22 protein-coding genes and 1 pseudogene are annotated in these 23,055 nt (G+C 59.6%); 3 read left to right on the top strand and 20 right to left on the bottom strand.

Features of this window, described 5'->3' with window-relative positions; all coding sequences use genetic code 11:
- Window positions 1-78: 78 nt before the first annotated feature.
- Window positions 79-297, bottom strand: a complete 219-nt coding sequence (locus ACZYTC_RS34030) for a hypothetical protein (RefSeq protein ID WP_488991729.1) — start codon at window positions 295-297, stop codon at window positions 79-81.
- A 139-nt stretch (window positions 298-436) separates the two neighbouring features.
- Here ACZYTC_RS34030 and ACZYTC_RS34025 point away from each other — a divergent pair, with 139 nt between their 5' ends.
- Window positions 437-1,453, top strand: a complete 1,017-nt coding sequence (locus ACZYTC_RS34025; protein WP_488991731.1) for a LacI family DNA-binding transcriptional regulator — start codon at window positions 437-439, stop codon at window positions 1,451-1,453.
- Window positions 1,454-1,708: 255 nt separating this feature from the next.
- Here the strand turns inward: ACZYTC_RS34025 and ACZYTC_RS34020 are convergent, their stop codons facing one another.
- On the bottom strand, window positions 1,709-2,872 hold the full coding sequence (locus ACZYTC_RS34020) for an extracellular catalytic domain type 1 short-chain-length polyhydroxyalkanoate depolymerase (RefSeq protein WP_488991730.1): 1,164 nt from the start codon (window positions 2,870-2,872) through the stop codon (window positions 1,709-1,711).
- A 352-nt stretch (window positions 2,873-3,224) separates the two neighbouring features.
- Between ACZYTC_RS34020 and ACZYTC_RS34015 the strand changes: the two genes are divergently transcribed.
- Window positions 3,225-4,148, top strand: a complete 924-nt coding sequence (locus ACZYTC_RS34015; RefSeq protein ID WP_441770536.1) for a nitrilase-related carbon-nitrogen hydrolase — start codon at window positions 3,225-3,227, stop codon at window positions 4,146-4,148.
- A gap of 267 nt (window positions 4,149-4,415) precedes the next feature.
- Here ACZYTC_RS34015 and ACZYTC_RS34010 read toward each other — a convergent pair whose 3' ends face one another.
- Window positions 4,416-5,753 (bottom strand): S41 family peptidase, encoded by a 1,338-nt coding sequence (locus ACZYTC_RS34010; RefSeq protein WP_488991728.1) that lies wholly within the window; start codon window positions 5,751-5,753, stop codon window positions 4,416-4,418.
- A 209-nt stretch (window positions 5,754-5,962) separates the two neighbouring features.
- Window positions 5,963-6,055, bottom strand: a pseudogene (locus ACZYTC_RS34005) (IS6 family transposase); the annotation flags it as partial.
- Between the two features lie 237 nt (window positions 6,056-6,292).
- Between ACZYTC_RS34005 and ACZYTC_RS34000 the strand changes: the two are divergent.
- Window positions 6,293-6,886 (top strand): Urease operon accessory protein, encoded by a 594-nt coding sequence (locus ACZYTC_RS34000; RefSeq protein ID WP_488991727.1) that lies wholly within the window; start codon window positions 6,293-6,295, stop codon window positions 6,884-6,886.
- Window positions 6,887-7,316: 430 nt separating this feature from the next.
- Here the strand turns inward: ACZYTC_RS34000 and ACZYTC_RS33995 are convergent, their stop codons facing one another.
- From ACZYTC_RS33995 to ACZYTC_RS33920, 16 genes are all read right to left on the bottom strand, one after another.
- Window positions 7,317-7,949, bottom strand: a complete 633-nt coding sequence (locus ACZYTC_RS33995) for a helix-turn-helix domain-containing protein (protein ID WP_441773607.1) — start codon at window positions 7,947-7,949, stop codon at window positions 7,317-7,319.
- Between the two features lie 98 nt (window positions 7,950-8,047).
- Complete coding sequence (locus ACZYTC_RS33990; protein ID WP_441773606.1) at window positions 8,048-8,650, bottom strand: HupE/UreJ family protein; 603 nt, start codon at window positions 8,648-8,650, stop codon at window positions 8,048-8,050.
- Window positions 8,651-8,692: 42 nt separating this feature from the next.
- Window positions 8,693-9,514: an urease accessory protein UreD gene (locus ACZYTC_RS33985; RefSeq protein ID WP_488991726.1), complete on the bottom strand. Its 822-nt coding sequence runs from the start codon at window positions 9,512-9,514 to the stop codon at window positions 8,693-8,695.
- A gap of 50 nt (window positions 9,515-9,564) precedes the next feature.
- Window positions 9,565-10,212, bottom strand: coding sequence for an urease accessory protein UreG (ureG, locus tag ACZYTC_RS33980; protein ID WP_434960433.1), 648 nt, complete (start codon window positions 10,210-10,212; stop codon window positions 9,565-9,567).
- A gap of 4 nt (window positions 10,213-10,216) precedes the next feature.
- The gene (ureC, locus tag ACZYTC_RS33975) at window positions 10,217-11,929 is read right to left on the bottom strand and encodes an urease subunit alpha (RefSeq protein ID WP_434960432.1); all 1,713 of its coding nucleotides are present in this window, start codon (window positions 11,927-11,929) and stop codon (window positions 10,217-10,219) included.
- 16 nt (window positions 11,930-11,945) lie between these two features.
- Window positions 11,946-12,641: an urease subunit gamma gene (locus ACZYTC_RS33970; protein ID WP_434960431.1), complete on the bottom strand. Its 696-nt coding sequence runs from the start codon at window positions 12,639-12,641 to the stop codon at window positions 11,946-11,948.
- Between the two features lie 24 nt (window positions 12,642-12,665).
- The gene (locus ACZYTC_RS33965) at window positions 12,666-13,352 is read right to left on the bottom strand and encodes an urease accessory protein UreF (protein ID WP_488991725.1); all 687 of its coding nucleotides are present in this window, start codon (window positions 13,350-13,352) and stop codon (window positions 12,666-12,668) included.
- Window positions 13,349-13,801 carry an urease accessory protein UreE gene (gene ureE, locus ACZYTC_RS33960; protein ID WP_454817487.1) on the bottom strand — a complete coding sequence of 151 codons (453 nt, stop codon included), beginning with the start codon at window positions 13,799-13,801 and terminating at the stop codon, window positions 13,349-13,351. The genes ACZYTC_RS33965 and ureE overlap by 4 nt, the downstream gene beginning before the upstream one ends.
- Window positions 13,802-13,849: 48 nt before the next feature.
- Window positions 13,850-14,545 (bottom strand): urea ABC transporter ATP-binding subunit UrtE, encoded by a 696-nt coding sequence (urtE, locus tag ACZYTC_RS33955; RefSeq protein WP_441773601.1) that lies wholly within the window; start codon window positions 14,543-14,545, stop codon window positions 13,850-13,852.
- Complete coding sequence (gene urtD, locus ACZYTC_RS33950) at window positions 14,538-15,275, bottom strand: urea ABC transporter ATP-binding protein UrtD (RefSeq protein WP_434961340.1); 738 nt, start codon at window positions 15,273-15,275, stop codon at window positions 14,538-14,540. The genes urtE and urtD overlap by 8 nt, the downstream gene beginning before the upstream one ends.
- A gap of 56 nt (window positions 15,276-15,331) precedes the next feature.
- Entirely contained in the window at window positions 15,332-16,426 is a 1,095-nt protein-coding gene (gene urtC, locus ACZYTC_RS33945; protein WP_488991724.1) for an urea ABC transporter permease subunit UrtC, read from the bottom strand.
- A gap of 23 nt (window positions 16,427-16,449) precedes the next feature.
- Window positions 16,450-17,340: an urea ABC transporter permease subunit UrtB gene (urtB, locus tag ACZYTC_RS33940; RefSeq protein ID WP_454817483.1), complete on the bottom strand. Its 891-nt coding sequence runs from the start codon at window positions 17,338-17,340 to the stop codon at window positions 16,450-16,452.
- A gap of 72 nt (window positions 17,341-17,412) precedes the next feature.
- Window positions 17,413-18,660, bottom strand: a complete 1,248-nt coding sequence (locus ACZYTC_RS33935; RefSeq protein WP_488991723.1) for a transporter substrate-binding domain-containing protein — start codon at window positions 18,658-18,660, stop codon at window positions 17,413-17,415.
- A 462-nt stretch (window positions 18,661-19,122) separates the two neighbouring features.
- Complete coding sequence (locus ACZYTC_RS33930; protein WP_434961339.1) at window positions 19,123-19,731, bottom strand: ANTAR domain-containing response regulator; 609 nt, start codon at window positions 19,729-19,731, stop codon at window positions 19,123-19,125.
- A 12-nt stretch (window positions 19,732-19,743) separates the two neighbouring features.
- Window positions 19,744-20,901 (bottom strand): transporter substrate-binding domain-containing protein, encoded by a 1,158-nt coding sequence (locus tag ACZYTC_RS33925; RefSeq protein WP_441773615.1) that lies wholly within the window; start codon window positions 20,899-20,901, stop codon window positions 19,744-19,746.
- A gap of 155 nt (window positions 20,902-21,056) precedes the next feature.
- A complete protein-coding gene (locus ACZYTC_RS33920; protein ID WP_488991722.1) occupies window positions 21,057-22,907 on the bottom strand; it encodes a sigma-54-dependent Fis family transcriptional regulator in 1,851 nt (616 codons plus the stop codon).
- Window positions 22,908-23,055: the final 148 nt, after the last annotated feature.

The following is a 23,055-nucleotide window of genomic DNA, read 5'->3' as shown; positions in this document are numbered from 1 at the left end:
AAAGCGCAGATCCGGCCTTCTGCAGAAGGCCGGATCTGCGCTTGATGCCACTTCAACCGCAGCGCAATGACAAGGGGGTCAGTTCCTCACTTCGCCAAAGGGGTCAAATCCTCGCTTCGCTTGACAGACGGCGCCGCCGGGCCTTTGAATGGCTGACCAGAACGCCGTCATCATGTCTTCCCGCATGTGGTCAGCCCATACGGGGCTGAAGGCCCCTTTCAGTCCGATAATGCCGTCCTCGGCAAGTTGCGCCACCTGAGAGGCGATGTCGTATTTGTACGAGGGCTGCGCGGTCATGGAGCCATCTCCTCCCAATTTTTCCAACACTACCGCTACTAATAATTATTAGTCAATGGTCGAACTTTATTAGTTCATGTACGATCGAGGTCCGAACGGGGGACACGTGAATAGTCGGAAGACCACCAAGCGCGTGACGATGATGGACGTGGCGAAGGCGGCCGGTTGCTCGCAGGCGACGGTATCCGTCGTTCTGAACAGCGTCACTGACATCAAGATCTCTCCCGAACTGCGGGAGCGGGTGTTGAATGTTGCCAGCTCCCTTGGCTACGGAATGGGAAGTCCGATCCGGCGGGCGGGTCTCGAAGACCTGCGAGGCGGTTGCATCGGCTTCATTGTGGACCAGTTGGCGACAACGCCGGAAGCGGTCAACGCCATTGAGGGCGCCCGGCACGCGTCCTGGGAAAACGACGTGACCATTCTCGTGGCGCAAACCCAAGGCCGGGCGGAGCACGAGCGCAAAGCGCTGGCTCGGCTTCTGCAGGCCGGCGCGCAAGGCATCGTTTATATGTCGATCTTCACACGTCGGGTCTCCTTGGATCACGCCTTTGACACTCTTCCCGTCCCCCTGGTCTTGCTCAATTGCTATACCGACGATGACCGCTTTCCAGCGGTGGTCCCCGATGAGATGACGGGCGGGCGAATGGCGACCAGCTCACTGATCAAGAAAGGGCACAGGCGCATCGGCACAATCGTTGGAGAGAGTTTCATGGAGGCGGCTCAGGATCGGCTCGCCGGCTATAGAGGGGCGCTGGCGGAGGCTGGCCTTCCTTACGACGGCCGGCTGGTCGTCGAAGGGAGCTGGACACCGACATCCGGCTTCGAGGCGACGCAGAAACTCCTGTCGCTCGAGGAGCCACCGACTGCCATTTTCTGCCAGAACGACAAAATGGCCATGGGCTGCTTTACTGCGATCGGCGAGGCCGGATTGCGCATTCCGGATGATCTTTCCGTCGTCGGATATGACGATGACGAGCTGTCACGCCACCTGCGGCCCCAGCTGACCACGCTTGAGCTTCCGCATCGTCCGATGGGCGCCTGGGCCATCGGGCAACTCGCAAACAAGACCACATCGTCGCCTAACCGCATTCACAAGGTCGGATGCACTCTGATCGAGCGGGCGTCATCAGGCAGACCAGCAGTTCGCAAGCCATGACATCGCGCCCGGTCAGCCCAGGCGAGACTGGGGCATGTCGGTCTGCATCATGCCGTGGACTTCATCGGTTGATCCACGGCATATCCATTGCCTCAGGGAAGCTACGCCCGCATCCTGGACGTTCGGCGACTTTCAGATCGGGCCCAATCCGACCATCCGCGGGCTCATCGAAACCAAGAGCCCCCTACTCTGCCCGTTCAGGCTCAGACAGCAGCCGCAGAGCACGCGCGAGGCCTTTACACCGTGATGCCTACATCAACGCATCAAGCCCGATGCCCGAAGCGCATCTTCGATGATCGTGCGTACACCCCGCCGGTCTGTCTCCAATCGAGGTGTGAATAGACCACCGTCCGACGGGGCTGGAAGCCTCGCCATCTTCTTTTCCGCGGCCGGCGACGGCATGCTCGGTGATGGCACTTCTGTTGCAGCCACGATGGGCTTCGATGGTGTCGAATCGCTTATCTGCGTCGCGTCGATGCCCCAGAAACGCGCGATCTCGCGCGTGGACGAGATGCCAATATCGAGCATGTAGGGTCCGGGAGTGCCCAAGCCATCTCCGACGGGTGTTCCGTGCCCCATTCCCGCGATCATCCTGATCTCGACGACCGCCTCACCGGAAGCATCGCACCAGACATGTCTTGCATGGGCACCGGTGGTTTCCGAACGTGCCGGGGTATTTTTCAACCTGTGCACGTCCTGCCATTGAAGGGCGATTGCTTCCGCGTTGGAAGGGGCAACCGTGTGGTCGGCCGTGCCTTGCCAGATCGATATCTTCGGCCACGGTCCACGGTGGTCCGAAGCACGATGGAGGAGCCGCTGCAGATCTTGCGCCGACGGGCCGCCGTGGCCGCGCATGCGATCGAACGCCTCCGGGACCGTCGCCGCGCTGCCATACGGCAACCCTGCGATGATTGCCCCGCCAGCAAAGACCTCCGGATACGTCGCCAGCATGGTCCCCGCCATTGCGCCGCCGGCTGAAAGCCCGGTGACGAAGATGCGCTGTCGATCGATTCCGTGCGTAAGGACCATCGCCTCGATCATCTGCCAAATCGAGAGCGCTTCACCGGAGTTACGCCTGGTGTCTCCAGGCTCAAACCAGTTGAAACAAAGGTTCGGATTGTTGGTACGCTGTTGCTCGGGAAAAAGCAGGGCAAAGCCGGCGTCGTCGGCAAGCCGAGACCATCCGGAATGATGGTCGTATGCGGAGGCATTTTGGGTGCAGCCATGGAGCACGACGACAAGCGGCGCATTCTCTGGCAAGTCGATCGGAAGGTAGAATTTGCCCTTTAGCGCCCCCGAATTGGAGCCAAAGTCCGTCAGAACCTTGAGGCGGTCTTGCTTTCCATGGTCCAGGGCTTGAACGGAGCGTTGCATGTGCAACGCGCTTAGGCGCGCGATCGTATCGGAGATTTTTCGCAATGTGGCTGTCTCTGTTTTGACGCCCGGAATTGAACGGCAACGGGAACAACGCATCTGCAGCAATATCGTTGCTGCACTGCACAAAAAAACTGGATTGGAAATCGTCCATGAACACCAGACGAGAGCTGCCTTTGCCAGCCAGGACGGCAATATGCCGACATCGACCTCCATCGACTCGTTCTTGCCATGTTCCTAGCTTGATTAATCCGATATCACTTTCCTAGGTCATTCGAGCAAATATGACGCACCGGCAGCAATAACGGCGTACTGGAAATAATTCCGGCATTATTCACACAGAGCCATAACAACTCCAGCGCATGAATTGTTCGGGTTCGACAGCAGGAGATGGACCATGGACACGTTATCCGTCGCGATGTGGGCTACGAATCTTGAAGTATCGGCTGTTAGCCTGGAGGCCTGGGTCGGGTTCGTTGAAGCGAAGATGATGGAATTCTCGTCGTCCACACCGCAAATCCTCGCTCTGCCTGAATTCGCCTGTATGCAGTGGCTCAGTTTCTCTCCGCCCGGGCTTACGGTGCCAGATCAGTTGCCCTGGCTCGCCGCGCAAGCCGTGGAAGCGCTTGTCATGTTGCGCCCACTTGCAGCGCGCTACAATGTGGCCCTGCTGCCGGGTACAATGCCGCACGCACTCATCGACGAGAAAGGCAGTACGCGCTACGCGAACCGAGCCTGGCTTTTCCTTCCGGACGGGCGCGAGGTTAGCCAGGACAAGCTCTGCCTTACGCCGAGCGAGATGGACCCGCAGGGCTGGCTGCTGTCGCCTGGAACCGACGTCGAGATTATCGAGTGGGCGGGCTTGCGCATTGCGATACTGATCTGCCTCGATGTGGAATTCACGTCGCTGTGGGCCCGCCTCGGCAAACTCGACCTCGATCTGATTCTCATTCCAGCCAAGACGGGACTGATCTCGGGCTATTACCGCGTGTTCAGCTGTGCCTATGCGCGAGCGACCGAACTTCAGACTGTCGTTTGTGTCGTCGGCGCCGTCGGCACGCCAGGCAGCAACCCGGCAACCGACGTCGTCATGGGCGGCGCTTGCGCTTACGTGCCGTGCGACGGGGCACTCGGCTATACCGGCATTGCAGCGGCGCTCGGGCCGCATGCGGCCGCATCCGGCTTGAGCCCCATCCTCATCGCGCATGATTTGCCGGTCGGCTACTGCCGCAAGATGCGCCACGGGGCTGCCGAGGCAGAGGTGTGGCCCAGTTCATGGTCGGCCGACCATGTTATTATCAACGATCCGGCGGCGTCGTAGCTTTCCGATTCGAAGCGGCCGTCATCATTTGGCTCTGATCAACGAGTCCTGGGCCTTGCCGCTTCTCCCTCTCTCTCAGCTCCTTCCATCAACGGCTTCTGCTATTGGTTGCAGGGCACGGAACCCCTGATTTGAATCTGCGATTGTAAGTGCTTGATTTTATTGATGCGCAATTTTTCGAGCGAAACGAGGTCGCTAAAACATTGTTTAAGCCATTGCCGGACCGGCCCATCGAGCAGGCGATAGCCGAGTCGGGCTGAAAGCCCGTCAGTTCGGCACGCCCGCCTTCGGATTCGGCGGGAAATAGGCGCTCTTCTGCGCACCATGCAGCAGGTCGATCGCCTTGTTGAGCTGGGTATCGTCCTTCTCGTTGGCGGGCACATAGGCCGAGGAGCCGCCTTCCTCCGACTTGTTGTCGGCATCCGGATTGGCCAGATGGCCCTTGAGACCGGATTCGCCCTTGGTCTGGTCACTGCCCTTGAGGTCGTCGGGCACGTTCTCCTGAACCACGATCTCCGGTTCGATGCCCTTGGCCTGGATCGAGCGGCCGGACGGGGTGTAATAGCGCGCCGTGGTCAGGCGCAGCGCGCCATTGTCCTGCAGCGGAATGATGGTCTGCACCGAGCCCTTGCCGAAGGAGCGCGTACCCAGGATGGTGGCGCGCTTGTGGTCCTGCAGGGCGCCGGCGACGATCTCCGATGCCGAAGCCGAGCCGCCATTGACCAGCACCACGATGGGTTTGCCCTTGGTGAGATCGGGGCCGCTCGCCGTGAAGCGTTGCACGTCGTCGGCCTGGCGTCCCCGCGTCGAAACGACTTCTCCTCGTCCCAGAAAGGCGCCGGAAACGGATACGGCCTGGTCGAGCAGGCCGCCCGGATTGTTACGCAGGTCGATGACAAAACCCTTGAGCTTGTCCGGGCCGATTTCCTTGCTCAGCTTGTCGATGCTTCTCTTCAGGCCGTCGAAGGTCTGCTCGGTGAACTGGCTGATGCGGATATAGCCGATATCATTGCCGAGTTTCTCGTCTCTCACCGACGCGACCTTGACGATGTCGCGCACGAGCTTGACGTCGAAGGGAGCTCCCTTGCCCGCTCGCAGGATCTTCAGCGTGATCGGCGTGTTGACGGCGCCGCGCATCTTGTCGACGGCCTGCTGCATGCCCATGCCCTGCACCGCATCACCATCGAGCGCAGTGATCACGTCACCCGCGAGGATTCCAGCTTTGGAGGCGGGCGAGTCATCGATCGGCGATACAACCTTGAGAGCATTGTCCTCCATGGTGACCTCGATGCCGAGGCCACCGAACTCGCCCTTGGTCTGCTCCTGCATGTCCTGGAAGCTCTTGGCATCCATATAGCTCGAATGCGGATCGAGCGAGGTCAGCATGCCGTTGATGGCCGCTTCCACCAGCTTGCCATCCTCGGGCTGCTCGACATAATCCGAACGCACCCGCTCGAACACGTCGCCGAACAGGTTGAGCTGCTTGTAGCTATCCGCCAGGGACGCCTGGGCACGGCCGACAAAGGAAACAGGGGATTGCGTCAGCGCGACCGTGCCGAGAGCGCCAAGGGCTGCTCCCGTCAACATGAGGGCAAGATTACGCATGGGGGAACTCTTCTGTTGGAAGCCAAGCTTGAGTCCAAACGAACTCGGTGCGCCTTCCATCCCCACTTCACTTTGCCCCAGGTAAGCGCCAGCGAAAATGATACCTCGATTATGGCCGCATTTTGTTGCTCGTTCGGCGCCATCCAACCAATGAGCTGCGTCGCAAACGCGTGCTTGGACAAAAAGGCCATCGGATACGGTATTCGGTCAGCGAGGAATTCGAACCGATTGGCGAGCAGTCGCACCGGATCACAGGCATACCTCGCCTGCCGTTTCCGCATCATGTGAACCATTTCGATCCCAGACTGTCGCTGCGCTGGCAGTCGATTTGAGGCTGGGCACGGCTTGGGTCCGCATCGGAGACATGGCGGACTTTGAGGTGGCCGAGCACCAAGGCCTTCCGACCGCGAAGTGGTTTCTCTGAAACGTGTCTGGTGAAAACGCGTTTGCGTTCCATCCGTGAATTTGCGACACAATCCTGTGAGTTCGCGCTATCGTGTTCCCGGTCGTCGGGCGCTACGGTCTTATTTGGCTGCTGCATGATCCTCTTGGTTGGCAACGGTCCCATCTCTCCTGACGCCGTGTCCCTTATCGATCAGGCCAACTTCGTTGTCCGGTTCAACGACTGCCGGTCTTATGGCGAGCTACCGGGCCCTACACATGCCGTAGCCGTCTGCAATACCGGCCGATCCGGCCGCTCGTTGGCGACCTCTGCCAAATGGCGATCCCATCTGGCGATCCGCGAGGCCCGCGAATTTTGGTGCGTGCGCAATCCAGCCAAATTTCTCGAATTAAGGGATTCCATCATAGATCAGTGGCCCGGCCTTGCTGACTTTTGCGACGATCACACATCGAGGTTCGCCGCCTATTCCGCCGCCCTTGGCAAGAATTTTGTCGTTTTTGATCACAGTATCCATGATGAAGTCGACCGCAATCTGGCGGATTTTGGCCCCCCGCGCTATGTGGTACCGAGCAGCGGAATGCTTGCCCTCCACTATGTTCTCCGACGTTTCCCGGACCTTCCTGTCATTCTCACCGGCTTTACCCACCAAGGGTGGAAGTGGCATCCTTTTTCTGCAGAAAAGACCCTCGTGGACCACTATATCCGTCTTGGTCGGGTAACTCGCCTTTAAGAGAGCCCAGCCCATGAGCGGCTATGTTCCAAGCTCAACTCGTCGCACTCTTCAGGGAGTGGTTCATCGGGGCCATGGCGGCCCGACGGTCAAGCAGCAACCTACGCACGAAATTCCTGACAGTCCCGCTTGCCGATCCCAATGGTCTTACGAGCCGAGTCCGCGTTACCTATTAAGCACCCATGCGGAAGAACCCTTGCGAGGCCCGCGGCCTTGTCGCCTCCAGCATGACGTAGTCATGCTTAGCCGCCCCGGCGAACCTCATTGTTGAGTAGATATTGGGCATAAAAGACAAAAAGTATCGACCGGTAGCTTAATTCCAAATTAAAATTACAATATTACGATGCATAAAGAATTTTTGGCCAAATAATCCAACATATCAATTTTTATACCAAGGTAAAATTGTCAAATCCGAATGAAAAATCAAAAGTTATATTACAAAATTGGAATGTACCTGCAAAAATATTGCTGGGCCACTGACAACACGATCCGGTCCATGCAACCAGCTCGCATCAAAGAATAAACTATCTCCTGGTGTCAATGCATAATACTTTGTATCATGCCGATATATCATCTCCCCTTCCAGCACATAAACGAGGAAATTTCCCTTCTTTTGCACCAATTCGAAACCAATACCACAATCTTCCAAGAGAATTATAGATGAATTTAATTGAAAATGACTTGAATCATTCTTGATTTCACCAAGTAGATAACTTGCACGCGTCTCAAGTAGATTACGATTTACGGGAGAAGTCGCGTGATCTCGCCTTACGAATATGGCGCTTCGATGCTGTTCGGCGCGCCGCATCAGCGTGGAGAGAGAGACGCCAAGAATTCGAGAGAGGGACTGTATAATTGTCAGCGACGCCGTAATGGTGCCATGCTCGATTTTTGACAGTGTCCCCCCCGATATCCGTGCTGCACGAGCCAAGTCGACGGCCGAAATTCCCTCGCGTTCTCTGCAGGCTCGCAGTTCTCGTCCAATTACAACCGGAAGGCGTTCCTTCTTTCTCCTGATTGACAACCGACCCTCCCGATCGAATGGTGCTGCAAATTCATCCATGGAAGAAGCAATTGGCTCAGGCCGATATAGCCTGGGCCTTTGTCACGCCCATGGATGACGGTGATCAGAACTTTGGTAACGGCGACGCGCATGGCTGTCTAAGCCAGACCGCCGAGAAGAACGACGCCGGCAATTGCGATGAGAGCGCCCGTGGAACGAACCATGAGCTCGCCCCGCCCCTCCCGCAGATTGCCGATTGCAAGGCCCGTTCCCACGCCAATTGCATGCAGCAAAGCCGTTCCAAGCACGAAACCCACGCCATAGGTGAAGCCTCCGACATTTTCTGGCATCTCGGCTCCATGCGCATACCCATGAAAGATCGCAAAAAAGCCGACAAGGGCCATCGCCACGGGTATGGCAGCACGCAATCGCAAAGCAACGATCGCGCCCAGCACCACCACGGAAAGACCAATGCCCAGTTCAACGAACGGCAAGGTCACGCCAACAAGCCCCAAGGCGCCGCCGAATGCCATGACGCAGACAAAACTCAGGGGTACGAGCCAGATTGCCCGCCCGCCCAATTGGGCAGCAAACAGGCCGACAGTGACCATGGCCAGGACATGATCCGGTCCACTGACAGGATGAAGGAAACCATGCGCGAGCCCGCTGGTCGCTCCAACACCCGTATGGGCATTGGCCGTGGCTGTCATGGCGCCAACAAGGATCGCGGCAAGCAATGGGGCGGTGCACCGGGATTTCATGGGCATGTCTCCTTTATAAAATCAGTCAACGTCCCCGAGGCGTTATTTTCTCCGGGGCATGGGCGAATGGCCGAATACGGCTTGGCAACACAGTGAGAACAGCCGATCGGAGGCCTTACGAGCCGCAATCGCATCTGCGGCAAGGCAGCGAATGCCCCAGCCGGCCACATTGGGGAGCGCACTCACACCAATGATCGAGCCGCCCTCGACATGCGAGTTCTGCAGGTCGGCTTGGGACGGCAGACGGGAGGAGGGCCCGAGAATGAGATAGCTTGCCATGACCTGCCAGCGGCCCATCGGAGAAGCCCGATCGCGTAGCGCATCGCCGACGAGCTGGAAGCAGTCCCGCACGGCCAGCCTTCCGCCACGATCCCGGATCACCACGTCCGAACTGAGCCGATCGAAACAGCGCCCTTCGGCCCTGGGGTCATGTATGCTGAAAGCATCGCAAAGGAACAGGACTGCGTCATCGGCCAGGCTAGCCTCCAGCCCGGCTGCAAAAAACGCACCAGGAAAGAGCACGAGCGGGTCAGGCGCATAGGCCAGGAAACCGCCGCTCTCGACCCGGATGGCGGTATTCTGACGAGCGGGCTGGCCCTGGCAGTCATGGACGATCGTGGCAGCTTGGGTCGTTATATGGGCGGCGGCACCTGCTGCAACGCGAAATCGGCAGGAGAGCCGCTCCCCTCGATAAAGGCCGCCGGATGACGATTGCTGGTAGAGCGTGAGTAGCGACGGAATGTCTGGATCCAGCCGAAAGGGCCGGGTCAAATGAAAAGGGTAGGAGACAAATTGGCGTGCAAGCGTCGTTCGTGCGCCGTGGCGAACGAAATCCAGTTCGAAGCGGCCGCGGGACTCGGCCATTGTCCGCAAGCCCGGGTCGAGATGCAATGCTTGAGGCTGCCAATGCTGCGTCATCGGAACAACACTTCGGCCAGAATACGATCGACAATTGCATCGATGCCCTCGGCTTTGCGGCAATTGGTCAGCACCAGGGGGCGACCACGGCGGGCGGCAGCGGCCTCGCCTGTCATGCGATCGAGATCGACACCGACATAGGGAGCCAGATCGCTCTTGTTGATCACCAGCAGATCGCATTTGAGCACGCCCGGGCCATTCTTGCGGGGAATGTCGTCGCCACCGGCGACGTCGATGACGAACATCCACCAATCGACGAGGTCCAGCGAGAAGGTGGAGGCCAGATTGTCGCCGCCGCTCTCGATCAGGATCAGTTCGGCATCGGGAAAGAGCAGCTCCAGCTCGTCGGCGGCGGCAATGTTGAGAGTGGGATCTTCCCGAATGACCGTGTGCGGACACGCCCCGGCCTCGACAGCCGCAACCCTCGCCGGATCGATCAGGCCGGAACGCCGCAGACGCTCGGCATCTTCCGCCGTCACGAGATCGTTGGTGACGACCGCCAGCGAGACACCTCTTGCCGCAAAGGCAGGGATCAGCTGTTCGATAAGCGCCGTCTTGCCCGACCCGACCGGCCCGCCAATGCCAACCCGGGCAGCGCCCACGCGGGTCGATGGCCGATCCTTCAATAGATATGTCGCGTCCATGGCGTCACCTCAGCATATAGCGTTGTGCCAGCGGCAGCTCCCGCGCCGGCTCACATGTGGCAAGCTCGCCATCGACAAAGACATCGAAGGTCTGGGGATCGACACGTATCTGGGGGCAGACGTCGTTATGGAGCATGTCCTTCTTGGACAGTTGCCTCGATCCCCGGGAGGGCAACAGCGCCTTCTTCAAATCGAGCGTGGAGGCCAGCCCACGGTCGATTGCGGCTGGATTGACGAAACAGGCCGACAAGGCCTGTTTGGCCCGTCCGAACGCTCCCCATTGCGGACGCAACAAGAGAGGTTCGCAGGTCATCAGCGAGGCCGCGCTGTCCCCCATCGCGCCCCAGGCTATGAAACCGCCCTTGATGACCAGTTCGGGCTTGATGCCAAAGAAGGCCGGGCGCCAAATCACGATATCCGCGATCTTGCCGTCCTCGAGCGAACCGACATGGTCTGCGATGCCAAAGGTGCGTGCCGCATTGATGGTGTATTTCGCGACGTAGCGTTTGATCCGCTCATTGTCGCCAAGACGCGTCTTCTCCTCGGGCAGGCGCCCTCTTTGCTGCTTCATCTTGTCGGCGAGCTGCCAGGTCCTGCAGATGACCTCGTTGATGCGGCCCATGCCCTGGCTGTCGGATCCCAGCATCGATATCGCGCCGATATCGTGCAGGACGTCTTCGGCGGCGATCGTCTGCGCCCGGATGCGGCTTTCCGCGAAGGCCACGTCCTCGGGTATGGACGGGTTGAGATGATGGCACACCATCGTCATATCGAGATGTTCGTCGAAGGTGTTGACCGTGTAGGGATTGGTGGGATTGGTGGAAGATGGAAGGCACCATGGCACACCGGCGACGCGGATGATGTCGGGCGCATGACCGCCTCCCGCACCTTCGGTGTGGTACATGTGGATGGTGCGCTCCTTGATGGCTGCAAGGGTATCTTCCAGGAAGCCGGACTCGTTCAGCGTGTCGGTATGAATTTGGACAGGAAAGTCCATATCGTCGGCGACCGACAGGCAGGTATCGATGGAGGCGGGCATCGTGCCCCAATCCTCATGCAATTTGAGGCCGAGACATCCCGTTTCGATCTGCTCGATCAGCGAGGCGGGCTTGTGCGAATTGCCACGGCCGAGGAAACCGAAATTGATCGGCCATTGTTCGGCGGCCTGCAGCATCTTGCCGACATTGAAGGCGCCGCCGCAATCGATGCCGACGGTGATGGGCCCGAGCGAACCGCCCAGCATCGTGGTGATGCCCGAGGCGATTGCGTGTTCGCAAAGCTGGGCGCTGTCGAAATGAACATGGACATCGAGCGCCCCGGCCGTGGCAATGAGGCCCTCGCAATCGCGCACCGTCGTCGCCGCCGAAACGATCAGACGAGGATCGACATTGTCCATGATCGCTGGATTGCCGGCCTTGCCGATGCCGACAATGCGCCCTTCCTTGATGCCGAGATCGCCCTTGACGATCCCGAGCACGGCATCGATCACGGTGACGTTGCACAAGAGAAAGTCCAGCGCCCCTTCGGCGCTGGTCACACCCGCAGCAAGACCCGCACCATCGCGCAATGTCTTTCCCCCACCGTGGAGACATTCGTCGCCATAGGTGGCGTAGTCCTTCTCGACCACGGCGATGAGCGAGGTGTCACCCAGCCGGAAACCGTCGCCCAGGGTTGGTCCATACATCGCGGCATAATCGCGCCGGGAGAGAGAGGCCATATCTGTCTTCTCCTTTTCAAGCGCCACGAAAGCCAGCGCCGCGGGCGCGTTCCAGGGCAGCCTCTTTGACTTTGGGATCCCGGGCCGAGCCATTGGACAACGCGTTCAGCCCGGAGAGCGTCTGGCTGCCGCCAAAGGTGGTGAGTTCCACTTCCCTTTCCTGTCCAGGTTCAAAGCGCACCGCCGTACCGGCCGCGATGTCGAGGCGCATGCCGAAGGCGGCGGCGCGGTCGAATTCCAGTGCCCGGTTGACCTCGAAGAAATGGTAATGGGAGCCGATCTGCACGGGACGGTCACCCGTGTTGACCACCCGAAGCGACCGCTTTTCCCGGCCGGCATTGAGCTCGATTTCGCCTTCTTCGCTGACGATTTCTCCCGGCTCAAACGTGTCGTGAGGACCGTCGGGCGCGGGGCGCAGGGGGTCGTGAACCGTGACGAGCTTGGTGCCATCCTTGAAGGTCGCCTCCACCTGCAACATGGGGAGCATCGCGGCTACGCCTGACATGACATCGTCCTGCGTGAGAATTTGCGACCCCAACGCCATCATTTCCGCCACAGAGCGCCCCTCGCGCGCACCCTCGAGGATCTCGTCGGAAATCAGGGCCACGGCTTCCGGATAATTGAGCCTGAGACCTTTGGCGCGTCGTTTGCGGGCGAGTTCTGCGGCCGTGAAGATGGTGAGGCGTTCCAATTCAGTGGGTGTCAGCAACATGAATGCGCTCCCTCCTTGATCGGGCTAATTGGAGAACAGCCGCTGACCGCCATCGCGTTGAAAGGCGACGGCGATTTCAGTCAGCGGATTGAATGAACGGATCGGCTCGTTGGCAGCCACCGGTTCCCGGCAAATGGCAGCAATGACCGGCAGGGCCGAGGTGAGGATGGCCTGCGCCTCGATGGCGCCGATCAGGCCCAATCTGATCGCGGCGGTGCTAAGCGATGCGGCAGCCTGATAGCCGCTCATCGATGCAGCCGCGGTTTCGTCGAGCCCGATCACCCCCCAGAGCAGGCCCTGCACGACTGCCAGGTGCCCGCAGGCGGAACCGTCACGCACCAAGGTTCGATAGTCCGACGCTCTGGACGTGGCGATACGCGCGTGGGTCGTCAGCAGCGCCATGCCGTTGCGACGCGAACCGATCCTGAGGCCTTCCACGAAGGTCGACGCCTCGACTTCGAGATCCAATTCGGTAACGCTCGACAATTCGCCTGCACAACGATGGGCCCTGATCAAGGCGACGCGATCGGCGCCGGCCCAGCGATGGCGGAGCTGGGTAAGCACGAACTCGGCCAGGTCCCAACCGCCCAGCATCTCTCTCAAAAGGGCGGAGGCTTCCAGTCCCTGTGAGAAGGCAAAGCCCCCCGACGGGAACTGGCTGTCGGCGTGCTGCAGAGCCACCAGCAATTGCTCCGGATCGGCCGTGTTCATTGCTGCTCTTCAGCCGCGAGAACACGCCCGCTCCTAACCAGCGGTTCTATGCGCGCGATATAATCGGCGGCCGGGCCATCCAGCGACACCAGCAGGTCCCTGCCCTCGAAACGCACGCGCCAATGCAGATTGCCGGCATGATATCCAAGTTCCAGCGCCTCTTCGGCAGCACGCGGTGAAAGCCTGAGCCAGCGCTGTTCGCCGGCTTTGACGACGATGGCTCTCTTCGCTTCCATGAGCAGCACGGCCCCGTCGAACAGCTTCTGGTCTCTCGGAAGCGCGATAGCGAGTTCTTCACCACGTTCGGTCCGGGCGAGCAGGCGTCGACGATCGAGATCTCCGACCGCGATCTTGACCACTTCCAGATCACCGTGATGTTCGAGATGATGAAGATGCTCATGCAGGCCGGGATCCGTGCTGGCGCCGACAAGGCTCTCGATGCGAAGCATGCTGGGTTCCTCCCATTGTCTGGTTGCAGCGCCTGTCCTTGCGATGCGCTACAGGCTCATGTGTCGATGGACGACTTCTTGGGTGAGTTCGCTGGTCGGTCCGGCCGCCGCGACACGCCCCTTTTCGAGGATGGCGAAGCGGTGGGCCGCCGTTCGAGCAAAGCGGATCTTCTGTTCGACCAGGATGATCGTCAGGCCATGATCGCGGTTGAGGGCGATGATCGCTCTCTCGATGTCCTCGACGATGTTGGGCTGGATGCCCTCGGTGGGCTCGTCCAGGACCAGGAGACTTGGATCGGTGGCGAGAGCGCGAGCGATGGCCAGCTGCTGCTGCTGGCCACCCGACAAATTGGTTCCGCGACGGCCGAGATGGTCCTTCAGGAATGGAAAGAGGCTCCACACCAGCGGCGGCACCTCGACCTTGCCGTCGGTACGTGCATTGCAGCCCAGAAGGATGTTGTCGAGAACGCTCATGCCGGGAACGATTTCCCGCCCTTGCGGCACGTAGCCAATTCCGCGCCGAGCACGGTCATGGGTCAGAGACTGGCTGATTTCGCTGCCCTGAAATTGGATGCTGCCCGTGGTGCGTACCCCGATTCCAAGAAGACTGCGCAGCAATGTGGTCTTGCCGACACCGTTCCTCCCCAGGAGGCAGAAGGTCTCGCCCTTGCGGATCTCCAGGTCGAGATCGTGGATGATGTGGCTCGTGCCGTAGAAGGCATTGACGTGGCTGATCTTAAGCATGGCTGAGCGTCGCCGAACCGAGATAGGCTTCAATGACAGCGGGATTCTTTTCGATGTCGTCTGCCGTTCCCTCCGCCAGGACCGCGCCTTGATGGAGAACGGTAATGGTGCGGCAGATCCTGCGAACGAACGCCATGTCGTGTTCGATGACGAGCACGGTGTGTTCACCGGCCAGCGACAGCAGGAGTTCGGCCGTCTTGTCGGTTTCGGCGGCTGTCATTCCCGCCGCTGGCTCGTCGAGAAGAATGACCTTGGGATCCTGGCTGAGGACCATGGCGAGTTCCAGCCATTGAAGTTGTCCGTGGGACAATTCCCCAGCCCGGCGCATCATGAAGGAGGTCAGCCCCGTTCGGTCGGCGACCGCCAACTCCCTGTCGGTCGGCCGGCGTGAGAAGCGCCGAAACAAATTGTCGCGAACCTTGACGTACCGGTTGCTTGCTATCTGCAGGTTCTCGAGCACCGTCATTTCCTTGAAGACGGTTGGCGTCTGGAATTTCCGCCCGACACCACTGCGCGCAATCGCGGCCTCACCAATGCCGGTAATGTTGCGGTCGTTCAGCCAGATCTCTCCTTCGGACGGCAATACCTTTCCGCACAACAGATCGAGCAGCGTCGACTTGCCGGCGCCGTTTGCGCCAATAATGACCCTGAGTTCACCGTCTTCGATGGACAGGTCGACATTGCTCACTGCCGGAAAGTCATCGAAGCGGACGGTGAGTTGGCGAGTCATGAGAATAGGCGGTTTGGTAGCCTTCGATTGTGCGGCCGCTATTCTGGTCACGGCGTTCATGGATAGGCCTCCCGCCCGGAGGCACGCTTGCGAGGTGAACGTTCGAGCCACGCCTTGATGACGCCCGCAATACCGTTGGGCATCACCAGCACCACGAAAACGAACAATCCGCCCAGGATGATCGGCCAAACCGGCTGAAACACCGCATTCTCGCTGGCGTAGGACCCGACGAAGTTCACCAGCAAGGCGCCGATGCAGGCCCCGAGCAGCGACGCCCGTCCGCCCGTTGCTGCCCAGATCACCATCGAGATGCTGAAGGAGGTCGCCATCAGGGAGGGCGAAGCGAACTCTGCCGTGAGCGTAAACAACATGCCGGCCAGCCCCGCAATGATGGCCGAGAGGCAGAACACGAACAATTTGTAGCTCTCGACGTCATAGCCCAGATAGCGGGCACGCGCCTCGTCCTCGCGGATGGCCTTGAGAATCTGTCCGATCCTGGCGGAAAGGAGCAGGCGCAGCCCGAGCACGACCAGGAACAGCACACCGGCGACGGCATAGTAGACACTGGGTCCGTAGGGATCGAATTCAAAACCGGCAATCGTCAAGGCCGCAAAATTGGCCAGGCCATTGAAGCCGCCCGTCAAGGGCTGATTGTTGATCACCAGCAACTGTCCGATCAGGGCAAACGCCAAGGTGATGATGCTGACATAGACGCCCGTCGTCCGCCGCTTGAACATGACATAGCCAAGCCCCGCAGCCAGGGCGCACGGCACCAACAATCCTGCCATCACCCCGATCGCGAGCCATCTGAACGGGATCCAGAGAAAAGAGCCGGGAGTCACGCAGCACAGGTCGCGCACGGCGTCTGGCTGCATATTGAGCAACATGAGCTCCGGCACCGGGTTGTTTTCCGGCGCGGCCAGCGTGAGCGACATTGCCAGCATATAGGCGCCCATCCCGAAGAAAAGGCCCTGGCCCAGACTGAGTATTCCCGTGTATCCCCAAGCCAGGCTTATACCGACGGCGCAGATTGCGTAGACGAGATAGGTTGCAACCCGGTTGGTCCAAAAGCTGCTGAGCAGGAACGGCAGGGCGAATACCACCGCGAAGAACACTATGTAGGCGGCAATGGAAATATTTCGGTATGTCATGCGCTCATCCATGATCGTGGGGGTCAGCGGCTCTTGGTCACGAACAGACCTTGAGGCTTGAACAGCAGGATGAGGATGACCACGACAAACAGGACGGTACGGCCATACACATCATTGAGCCAGGTGGCGACGAAGCTCTGGACCTCGCCAAGCATTCCGGCGGCAGCAAAGGTGCCCAGCAACTGGCCCACCCCTCCGGCAACCACTACGAGAAAAGCATCGACGACATAGGAGGTTCCCATATCCGGGGATACCGTCTTGAACCCGGAAACCAGGACACCCGCTATCCCGGCAAGTCCGCAGCCATAGGCAAAGGCGAGTGCATTGACCCGCTTGTCGTTGACACCGCAGGCGGCTGCCGTGTTCCTTGCGACCGACACGGCCCTTAGCTGGCTACCGAAGCGTGTTCGGTAGAGGAGACACCAGGTCAGGGCTCCCAGAAGCGCAGCGACACCAAAAACGAAGGCCCGATAGACCGGTATGTTTGCGCCGAGCAAATGCCATGTCCGCTGCAATTCGGCAGGAACCGGAACATTCTGCAGATCGGACCCAAGTCCATCGATGGTGACCCCGAACAGGGCCAGCCCGAAATGGATGCGGATGAGCTGCTGGAGAATGAGCGCAATACCCCAGGTCGCCAGCAAGGTGTCGAGCAGGCGCCCATAGAGGTGGCTGACGACCGTGCGCTCGATGACGAGCCCGAAAATCGCCGTGACGATGAATGCCAGAGGCAGGCACAGGTAAATGTTCAAGCCCAGATGCCGGGTTGCCAGCACGGTGACATAGGCCCCGATCATCACCATCTCGCCATGGGCGAGATTGATGACTTTCATGGTGCCGTAGATGATCGCAAGGCCAAGCGCGACCATGAACAGGATGGACCCGATGCTCAGTCCGATGACGAAGGTTTCCATCTCAAACCCGATCGCAGGTTGCCGGCAGCCAGTGCAGGTTCTGCACCGGCCTTGCTTCCGGCCAATGATGCGTTAGAGCGATGCGCCGCTTGTGGTGCAGATACGCTTTTCCGCGCTTTCCCCGACGCTGGAATAGGGTAGAGGCAGTAGCGGTTCGGGATATTGATCGACGATGTCGAGCAGGCCATCGGCCCTCGTCTTGCCGATCCGCGGCGTCAGGTAGCTATGAAGGTTCTGCGGGTCGATCGTGACCTTGCCCTGCGGTGCCTCGAAGGACATGCCGCCGATGCTCGAAGTCACGCCCTTGGCTGTGAATTCGCCGGCCTTTTCCGCCGCCATCGCCCACATGTGAACGCCGATATAGACAGCCTCCATCGCCGCATGGGTTACCGCGTCAGCGCCGGCATAGGCTTTGAAAGCCTTCACGAATGCCTGGTTCTGCGGTGTTTCGACAGTCTGGAAATAGGGCAGGGAAACGTAGCTGCCGAGGGCATATTCAGGCCCCATTGCCTTGATTTCGACTTCGGTCGTCGTCGACGAACACAAAGGCAGCTTATCGAAGCTGTAGCCCTGATTGCGCAGCTCGCGATAGAAGGCAACGATCGAATCCCCGACGACATTGGAGAAGATCACATCAGCCCCGCTGGCCCCGATCTTGGACACCATCGACGCCCATTCGGTGTGCCCGAGCGGGAGATATTCATCGCCGACCACGTCCATGCCGATCTTCTGGCAAATCGTTTTCGAAGTCTTGGCCATGCCTCGGGGAAAGGCATAGTCGGAGCCGACAATGAATAGTTTGCTGCGCCCCAGTTTCTTCTTCAGCCACGGCAGAGAATTCTCGAGTTGCTGATTTGGGACAGCCGATCCGGCATAGAGTACGTTCTTGGAGCACTCTTCCCCTTCATACCAGGTCGGCCACACCAGCAGGCCCTTGCGACGCTCGACCACGGGTAACACCGCCTTGCGGCTGGCGGTGGTGTAGCAACCGAATATGACGGGTACCTGGTCTTCCATCACCAGCTTGCGCGCCTTTTCGCTGTAGGTGCGAGGTTCGGAAGCTGGATCTTCGATCACCGGACGCAATTGCTTACCGAGCACGCCTCCTTTGGCATTAATCTCGGCGATTGCCATCTGGGCGCATTGATTCATCGATTTCTCGACGATCGCCGTCGTGCCCGTGAGCGAATACATGATGCCAACCGGCACCTCTCCGGCTGCCCAGGCCCGATCGCCCAGCCGCAGAAGGGCTGGCGCGGCCAGTCCCATAGCTGCCAATCCGCCCACCTTGAGAAAGGTGCGCCTTGTCTTGTCGTTCATTACCCCTCCTCTGCGCCTCGATGTGCGCGTCCTTGTCTTCGTGCCGCCCCTCGCGGCCGTGCAGGATCATTCGGAAGTCATGCGGGCGCCTGAGCGCACCGCGGTCGTCGCGGACGAAAGCTCCGGATTCGGAGAAAGACCGCGATCGAAAAACGATGAAATGAACTCCTCTTTTTCAGTCGAACTCGACCGCGCAAGCGGGCACGAGCCCAAGCACCGTGCTTGGACAAAAGTATTTCGGATGAGGATATGAAAGCATCGCCTCGCATGCTCCGGCTCGAACATGCTCAGTGTCGCCGATACGGTAGGACAGGGAGGCCAACAGCCTTGTCGGCCTAACCAAAACAAAAAAACCCGCCACCTCCGAACAGGAGTTTGCGGGCTACCCAGCCAAATGGTGCGGACGACACTGTCCTGCACCAACAATGACGCCGTTTCACCGGACGTCAACTAAGTTTCATACTAGGCATGTCTTTCTTTAAACGTCAAGAGCTCATAGGCATTGATAATTGCAGCGGCTACATCGTCCATCGCCACGCGCTTGCCCATCGCCTGCTTGCGGATGCTCTCATAGGCTTCCGGCTCGCTAAGCCCTTGTGTTTCCATGAGAATAGTCTTCGCTCGCAGGATCCTGTTATTACCGGCCACCTTGCGTTCGAGCTTGCGTATCCTCTTGGCCGCGCTCTGGCGCTCCATCCAGAGAGACCGAGCTATGATCAAATTGGTGAGCAATCCAAAGGGACGAATGGGCCGCTCAATCACCGCCAGCGCACCGCATTCGAGCACCACCTGCAGGGTACTGGGATCCTCGAAGGAGACGACCGCCAACACGGCAGGATCAGAGGGTTCGACAGGCCTGAAAAGCCGCAGGATCTTATCGCGATTTTCTTGCTCGATGGAGACCAAGACGACGACGGCCGTCGAGCTGATTGCCTGCGGCAACGGCCACGTGATCTCACAGCTGCATCCGATACGGCGCAGGTGTTCGACCAGTGTCACCCCCTGCGCGTCGGGAGGGTGTATGACCTGAACCCGCAGGCCCTTGAGGTCCTTGAGCAAATGGGCTGACATCATCTGCTCCCATCAGGCCTTGCGACGCGTGCCGGTCAGGCTGGTGGCCCAGCCTTCGTGAGCGGCCGTCACGAAATAAGGATCGGGCCTTACACGTGCCTCCGATTCCCAGATGATGTCGAACTTGCCTTGCGGGTTGAGCCTGCCGATGCGCGCCCACAGTTCCGTGTGATGGTTGTTGGGATCGATACGAACCCGCCCCTGCGGCGCGTCGAATTCCAGCCCCGCCAGGTTGGGCACGAGAGCATCGGCATTGTCGCTCCCTGCGCGTTCGAGTGCCGCCGCATAGAGATATATCTGAAAATAGGCGGCCTCAGCACTGGCAGTCACCGGTGCCGCCTCGCCGAAACGCCGCTTGAACGCAGTGACGAAGCGTTTTGCGGCAGGTGTGTTCAGCGTCTCGAAAAATGAAGCAGCCGTCAGGTGTCCTGCCGCCAACCCCGCCGGCATGAGTGCGACTTCCGCCTCAGTCGTCGCCAAGCTGGCGATGGGCATCGAGCTTGGGTCAAAACCGGCCTCCCGGTAGGCCTGATAGAGGAGCACTGCACCCGTGCCGACAACGTTGGAGACGACAACATCGGGCTTGAGATCTTTTATCCGCTTGATGACCTTGTCGAAATCCTTGCTGACCGCTTCGATCGGGACATAAATCTCGTCGAGTATCGTTCCATTCGCCAAGGTAACAAGGTCGCTTACGACACGATTATACTCATAGGGGAAAACATAATTCGAGCCTATCAGCAGAAATCTCTTGCCGTAATTCTCGATCAGATATTGCGCAAGTTGAAGAGCATTTTGATTTGACGAAGAACCCGTATAAAAGCAGTTTCCAGAATATTCAAAACCCTCATAAAATGTCGGATAGAACAGCAATCCCCTATACGCTTCAACTTCCGGAAGCACAGCCTTTCGGGCAGTCGACATATAGCAGCCAAAAATAACTTTAATTTTATCTTCAGTCAGAAGCCGAATGGAAAGCTCACGATATTTACGAGCAGAACACTCGGGATCATAGAATGTCGGCGTAATTCTTCGCCCGAGCACTCCTCCCGCTGCATTGATCTCCTCGGTAGCGAGGAGAGTCGCATTTGCTTCGGCTATTTCCGCGGCGGCGGTTACGCCGCTCCTGGAAAACAGAACTCCAATTTTCCAATCGTCGTTGGTCACAATTATCACCTGAGGACAGAGCACAGACAGGAAATACGCCTGTCGGGCCGGTCGACACAGGCGAGAACGGGAAACGCCGCTGTTTCTCTAGCCACAGCAGTATACCGACGAGGTTATTCGTGCAATGCGCCACCCCGGTCAGGACCGCAAGGCCTCCGTCAGAGATGCTTGTATATGGTGGTTCGCGATAATCCGAGCATCTGCGCCGTGCGCGTGACGTTCTGGCAGACGCGATATGTCGCCCTGATTTCGCGGCAGATCCGACTGGCCAGGCCGCGATCCCGACAGGCTGGGCAGGTATCGCCCGATCCCGCTGCGGTATCGGCAAGATCGGTCTCGTCGATGAACCCTGCGCGCCGGCGTATGAGCAGGCGCTGCAGCACGCTACGGAGCTCACGGATATTGCCGGGCCATTTACGTTGGGCCAGCCTCGCGATGGCGGCATCGGTAATCGCCACGCCCGGGGCCAGTCCCTGTAAGAGGTGCTGGACCACGAGCGCAAAGTCGCTGCGGGCCGACAGGGGCGGCAGATGCAGGACGAGGCCGTTGAGACGGTAGAGCAGATCGGCCCGGAAGGTTCGCTCCGCCACCATCTCCCCCAGATCACGGTTGGTGGCGGATATGATCTGAACGTCGACCTTGTAGACTTTCAGCCCACCTATCGGCCGCACTTCCATGGCATCGAGAAAACGCAGCAAAGCTGTCTGGGCCGAGGGTGGCACATCGGCAACCTCGTCGAGGAACAAGGTGCCTCCATCGGCCTGCCGCGCCAGCCCGATCGATCCCTCCGCTCGGGCGTTGGTGAAGGCGCCCTGCTCATGGCCGAAGATCTCGGCGACGAAGAGTTGTTCGGCCAGCGCGCCGCAATTGACGGCAATGAACTCCCCGCTCCGGCCGCTCACCTCATGGATATGACGCGCCATCAGTTCCTTGCCGGTGCCCGTCTCGCCGGTGAGATGAATGGGCATGCCCATGGCGACGGCCTGCCCGACATCGGCCATGGCGGCCCTCAGCGTGGGGTCCACACACACAAATCCGGGGGCAGATCCGCCCTTGTCATGGACAGGCACCTGCGGTTCCCGGCGCGGGTTGCGGACCGCGAGCCCGGGAGCGATCTGACGGCAGACCATCAGGACCTGGCTGCCTGCAGCATCCCGGATCGGGATGACGCCTCCCCTCAGGAGGCCATCCAGTGCCTTGGCAAAGGACATTTCGAACAGGGTGTCGAAACTCGTGCCCGCTCCGATCGGCAAGCCGGAGAGCAAGGCGGAGCCGGGACGGTTCAGCGCCGTGACGACACCATCGCGCGAAAGGGCCAGCAGCCCCGCAGACAGCGTATCGAGATATTCGGCACGCGGATGGAAGGCCAGGATGAATCTGTCGGCGCATTCCTGGAAGATCAACCCATTCTCGATCTGGGCCGCGGCCATGCGCACCAGCGCGTGCGTATGCTGCTGCCGCGCCTCGTTGGCGCAGGAGGCATCAAGCAAACCCAGGACCTGCCCATGCGAATCCAGGATGGGTGCCGCCATGCAGCTCAGATGGGCATGGCAGGTGAAGTAGTGCTCCCGGCCGAAAACACCGACCGGCTGGCTGCTGTCACTGGCCAGCCCGAGGGCATTGGTGCCCCGTCGCGCTTCGTCCCACAGGCTGCCGGGAATGATGGAGCGCCCCGCAGTGCTCTCCGTGAAGGCCTGATCGCTGATGGTGTCGAGCACCATGCCGCTCGCATCCGCCAAGGCGATCATCAGATTGGATCCGGCGATCTGGGCATAGAGCACCTGCATCTCGGCAAGGGCCAGCCGGCGCAGGCCCTCCATTTTCTGGCGCCGGCGCGTCACCGTCGCAAATGGCACCACCTCGCCGCGAGGCTGGAGGCGCGGGTCGAGGCCCAGGTCCCGGCAACGCTGCCAGCTTTCGGCGATCGGCGCCGGCAAGGTGCCACCGGGCAGGCGATCGCCGCGTTCGAGGGCATTTCGCGCCCGATCCATTCCCGACAAGATCTGCATGATCAACTCCTTGGATTCGACCTTCTGACCGGCCTCGCCAATGTCACGGAAAACTGTCCGCGAATTGGACACTCAGTCCGCGCGACTGTTCAGACCAGCGACATCCCGGGATTCATGAATTCATCCATATCATTGATATTGCTTGTAT

The organism is Labrys sp. F242 (assembly GCF_057813875.1).
Note: the sequence above shows the minus strand (reverse complement) of the source record. Positions and strands in the feature narration are given on the sequence as shown.